Here is a 4,980-nt window from a genome sequence, read left to right as displayed (position 1 = left end):
GTAAACGGCCTCATCCTGCTTTTTGCTCCAGCGGGCCATGTCCTTGAGCCAGGCCCATTTGGTTCGCTTCAGGCGGGGGTCGTGGCGTACTTCGGCCTTGCGAACAGCATCCACAGCTTGATTCGCCAACTGGATGATATGGAACCGGTCAAAGGTGACCTCAGCGTTGGGGAGGTGCTGCCCCAGACCACTGATGTAGGCCTTGGACATATCGATGCTGGCGTGCCGGATCTGATCGATCTGGCCCTGGTGGGCAACAAGGTCCCCAGAGAATCGCTTCAGCGTCCGGGCGTCACGACCCGGCGTTGCAAAGATGAGTTGTCGCTCGACCAGATCATGCACCAGCGTGATGTAGTGATGGCCTCGCCGACAAGCGGTCTCATCGACCCCGATAGTGGTCACAGCGCTGTAGTCTTCACGACCCTGAGCCTGGGTGACATGATGATCCAGTACCCGCCACAAGGCTCGATCGTCGGTCCTGAGTTGCCTTGCGGTGGTCGATACCGGCATGGCCTTGACCAATGTGAGAGCGAAGGCTTCGAACAACAGGGTGAAACGGCTACCCGGGCGGGCCCAGGGTACTTCCACCTGAGTGGTCTTCTTGCAGCCGCCGCAGCGCACCCGGGGCACCTCGGCATGGACATAGGCGGCAAACTGGAAGAAGTCCAAATGCCGCCAGGTTCGCGGTTTCCGGTCGTGAATAGGCTGATCAGCTCGCCCACAACCAGGACACGGTAATTGCTTCGCCTCACAGGAGACCCGGAAATCGATACGCTGGGCCTTTGGGTCAAAATCGATGTCATCGACAGCCCATGGTGACGTCAGACCCAAGGCTTGTGTGAACAAGAGTTCCGGATTCATAGAGATGTTCGCTGGAGGTCAGAAGATATCAGGGAGTATGGCTCAAAAAGGCGTTAGCTGGCGACCGATTCCACACGAAATGGAAGAGAGCCCAGAAATTTGACTGCGTCACTATTACTGACTTTGAACCATCAATCACGCTGTACATGAATCCATAAAACAATAGCTTAGCCGAGCACGGACGTCTCTGCCATGTAATCATTCAGTGTCTGCAACTTGCTCTGCGAATCATACTAGTGTGGTGCGTCATTCTGTTTGGAACTCAATTTTCGATTTGCTCGCACCACCTTGCTCAGTATGTCGCTCGCCTTTGCCGTCCAGATAAAGGGCTTTGGTTCGTTATTGTGGCGACGGATGTAAGCTCCGATAGCGGCGGTAAGGTCAGCCACACTTCTGAAGACTCCTCGACGCAGACGGTCCTCCGTCAGATCACGAAAAATCGTTCAACCATATTGAGCCATGAGGCTGAGGTGGGCGTGAAATGTAGGTGGAACCTCGGGTGCTTATACAGCCGTTCCCGGACTGCGGGATGCTTGTGTGTCGCATAGTTATCGCAGATCAGGTGCAGCTCCTTGTCCTTCGGTGTCTCACGATTAATCTGGCGCAGGAACTTCAGCCACTCAATGTGGCGGTGCCTTTGCTGGCATTGCCCGATCACTGTCCCGTCCAACACATTGAGTGCGGCAAACAAAGTGGTTGTGCCATGACGTTTGTAATCATGAGTCATGGTTTGTGCTCGTCCCTTCTTCAGGGGGAGACCCGGCTGAGTCCGGTCCAACGCTTGTACCTGACTCTTTTCGTCACACGAGAGTACCAACGCATGCAGCCAGCCTGGTGCTGGATCAAGGTTACACCATTCCCCAGGCCAGAATGTCATTAGGTGTGACTGAGAGCGCCATTGTCCGTTGGCTTAATCAACTCGTCCGATGAGCAACACGTAGGCACCCTGTAGCGGGTGGCCGTAGCGGTAGTATTCATGTCGGTGTGTCTCAAGGTGTGTCATGAAGTGATCATGAAGTCGTCATACAACGGTATCGGACCTGTCATGTTTGCTCGCTAGAGTTGGGCTCCTGCCAGGTTGTTGGCTTGGTTACATATTAAGGTGTAAGTTATGACAGTCTGTCGCCGCCCCATGGTCCTGTTGGTCGCCATCCTGCTCAGTACACTGGTGCAGGCCAATCCCGATGTCATTTCCCGCGAGTACAAGCTGATGCTGGATGCCAGCCAGTTCACCTACCAGAACGAAGCGGTTTCGGTGGGACAGCTTCTGGCACTGGCCGAGACTGAAATCGAGTCGGCCATTGCCCGTGACGTCTCCGGCAGTGCCTCCCTGGACAAGCAGCGGGACGTGCGCTTCTTTGACGTTCAGGGTTCCTGCCAGCTCCGCCAAATGGGCTATTCCTTCCGCGATCGCGTGGAAAATGGCCAGTCGGAAGTCACTCTCAAGTTCCGCAGTCGCGACCGCTATATTTCAGACTTTGAAGACGTATCGTCGTCTACCTCCGGTGCCGAGACCAAGCTGGAATCCGATATCGGAGCCACTTCCACCGAGCCGTTCAAGGTAGTGTACGGCCATTCCACCAAGGCCCCAAATTCACGGAACCTGAACGAAATAAAGGACATCAATCATCATTTTCCCGACTTTGAGGATGATTACGGTCTACCGGATGACCAGCCCCTGTCACTGGTAGGCAACCTGGTGATCCGTGAACATGTCTACCGCGGAGTGGAGATCGACCTGGGCCAGCACGACGCCGAGATCAGCGTGACCCTCTGGTACCAAGGGGTGCCGTTGGGCGCCCAGTCGCCGCTGGTCGCCGAACTGTCATTCCGCTATGAGGACGGATCCGCCGATTACACACGCAAGGTGGTCAATCGGGCGGCCAAGTCTTTTGAGGCGCTCAAATCCCTGTCCCCGTGGGTTGCCCCCGATTCCCAGACCAAGACGGCCTTCGTCTACGGTTTTAATCCCGCATTCTGCCAGTGATACCTGGCCCGGGGGCCTGAGCGCCCTTTTGTAATCTGTACGCGATGAAGGAAATAGAGAATGAAGTCGATGAACAAACATAAACTGCTCCTGGCATCCCTGGTGGCGTCTTCCCTGCTGGTGGGTTGCAGCGACAGCGACGATAACACCAACAACGCTTCCGTATTTGACAGCTATCCGGCGGAAGGTGTGTTCCTGCCCTATAACGTGCTGAGGGATGACCTGATTGACGGCAAATCCCAGCAGCCGTTTGAAATTCGTAACGGCGGTTTCGGTTCGGCGATGACGGCCCACCCCTCGGATGCAAACCGTTTTTACGCCCTGACCGACCGGGGGCCCAATGCCAACTTCACGGGCGACCAGGGTAAAGGCAAGATATTCCCGACACCGGACTATACCCCCCGTATTGCGCTGTTCGAAGTCCAGGCGGACGGTATGATCGAGCAAGTTGATACGATCCTGCTGAAGCGCCCCGATGGGTCCCCGATTACCGGCCTGCCCAACAGTTCCGCCCTGGGTGGAACCGGTGAAACGCCGTACCACGCCGACGGCCAGCCCATACTTGAGGATGACGGCCAGCCCTACGATGAGACCACCAATCCGTTTGCGCTTGATGACTATGGCTTGGACGGGGAAGGTCTGGTGGCCCTGTCGGACGGCACCTTCTGGGTCAGCGATGAGTATGGCCCCCATATCGTTCATTTCGATGCCGAGGGCCGGGAGATCGGCCGTATTAACGCCTTCACCAACGATGACCGGGTTGACCTGACTCTGCCGGCCGAATTCGGCAACCGTCGCGCCAACCGGGGGATGGAAGGTCTGGCCGTTACGCCGGATGAGAAAACCCTGGTGGGCATCATGCAGTCCACCATGTATAACCCCGGCAGTGCCGTGAAGGACCTGGACATTACCCGCATCGTGACCGTCAACCTGGAGTCCGGCGACATCGGGCAGTACCTCTACCGCCAGGAAAAGACCCAGAATTCGAACTCCGAGATTGTCGCCCTGAGCGCCACTCAGTTTCTGGTGATCGAGCGCGATGGCAGCTTTCTCTATGGCGGCCCCAATGGTGCTGAAGCAGCAGCGCCGGATGCGCAAAAGCAGGTCTACCGCATTGATCTTGCCTCCGGAACCAATCTGGAAACCATTGCAGCCAGTGGCGACGTTGAACAGGATGCGGAGCTCGGCCTGACATTGTCTGGGAAAACCCTGGAGGAGGTCGTTCTGGAGCAGGGTTGGAGTGCCCTGGCCAGCACCGGGATCGCGCCGGTCAGCAAGTCCCTTGTGGTAGATATGGTCGCCGAAGTAGACTACCCGCACGATAAGATGGAAGGCTTGTGGGTGATTGACGACCAGCACCTGGGGGTGCTGAATGACGATGACTTCGCCACCTGGGCCACCAGTGGTGAACTGGAGCAGAAGATGCTGGACCCCAATACCGTAGATGGTAATCGACTGTTCATTGTCGAGGCCGACCTGAGCACCGACTGACCCGCACCGATGTATCCGTCGCCCGGAAGCCGGGCGGCGCCCCTATCCAAGAAGCCTGAACGGCCAGGACCTGGTCACTGCACAGGTCCCTCTGTTGGCATGTTGCAAGGGAGCTGTAGGATAATAATAAAGTTGGTAACAAATCATCTTTTGAAGCGTTACTTTTTGGTACCACGCAATCGTTAGAAATAAATAAAGTTGGTAACTTTTGAGGCGATCGCCGAGAATAAAGCCCACATCCATCACAATATAGTTGGTAACTTATTGTGGCAAGCTCGCAGTAAAAGATTCAGGCTTCCCAAAATGAGGTTCGAAAAGGGTACAAAGGTCGCAAAGCGAACATTCGGGTAAGGCAGTCAATGCCAATGCCAATGAAATGTAAGCGTCTGGCGATCACCTCTTGGCTGGAGAATCAGAAGCTTCTCCCAAAAGGATATGCGGACTGATGCCAGGGCAACGCTGGCCTACCCACCTTAACGCTGCCCAGTACCTCCAGAGCCCCGCGTCCACATCATTTATCCGGCACAGCAGGACAACTGCTTTACATCCTTGGTGAACGTTTGCGCACAGAGTTTGAGTCCTTCAACCATGGTCAGATAAGGGAACAAGTCATCGCCGATTTCCTGAACGGTCAAACCTGC

3 protein-coding genes and 1 pseudogene are annotated in these 4,980 nt (G+C 55.7%); 2 read left to right on the top strand and 2 right to left on the bottom strand.

The features are described 5' to 3' along the window. Together MLC59_RS19415 and MLC59_RS19410 are read right to left on the bottom strand one after the other, a co-directional pair. A partial coding sequence (locus MLC59_RS19415) for an ISL3 family transposase (protein ID WP_248237250.1) occupies positions 1–861 on the bottom strand: 861 nt, incomplete at its 3' end. A gap of 233 nt (positions 862–1,094) precedes the next feature. Next, positions 1,095–1,684 (bottom strand): annotated as a pseudogene (locus MLC59_RS19410) (IS630 family transposase); the annotation flags it as partial. Between the two features lie 288 nt (positions 1,685–1,972). On the opposite strand from MLC59_RS19410, the gene MLC59_RS19405 reads away from it, so the two are divergent. Continuing rightward, positions 1,973–2,848: a hypothetical protein gene (locus tag MLC59_RS19405; protein ID WP_248237249.1), complete on the top strand. Its 876-nt coding sequence runs from the start codon at positions 1,973–1,975 to the stop codon at positions 2,846–2,848. A 60-nt stretch (positions 2,849–2,908) separates the two neighbouring features. Continuing rightward, positions 2,909–4,339, top strand: coding sequence for an esterase-like activity of phytase family protein (locus MLC59_RS19400; RefSeq protein WP_248237248.1), 1,431 nt, complete (start codon positions 2,909–2,911; stop codon positions 4,337–4,339). Positions 4,340–4,980 lie beyond the last annotated feature (641 nt).

It is taken from the genome of Marinobacter bryozoorum (genome assembly GCF_023156245.1).
In the GTDB taxonomy this organism is placed as follows: Bacteria; Pseudomonadota; Gammaproteobacteria; order Pseudomonadales; family Oleiphilaceae; genus Marinobacter; species Marinobacter bryozoorum.
This window is presented reverse-complemented; position numbering and strand designations above follow the sequence as displayed.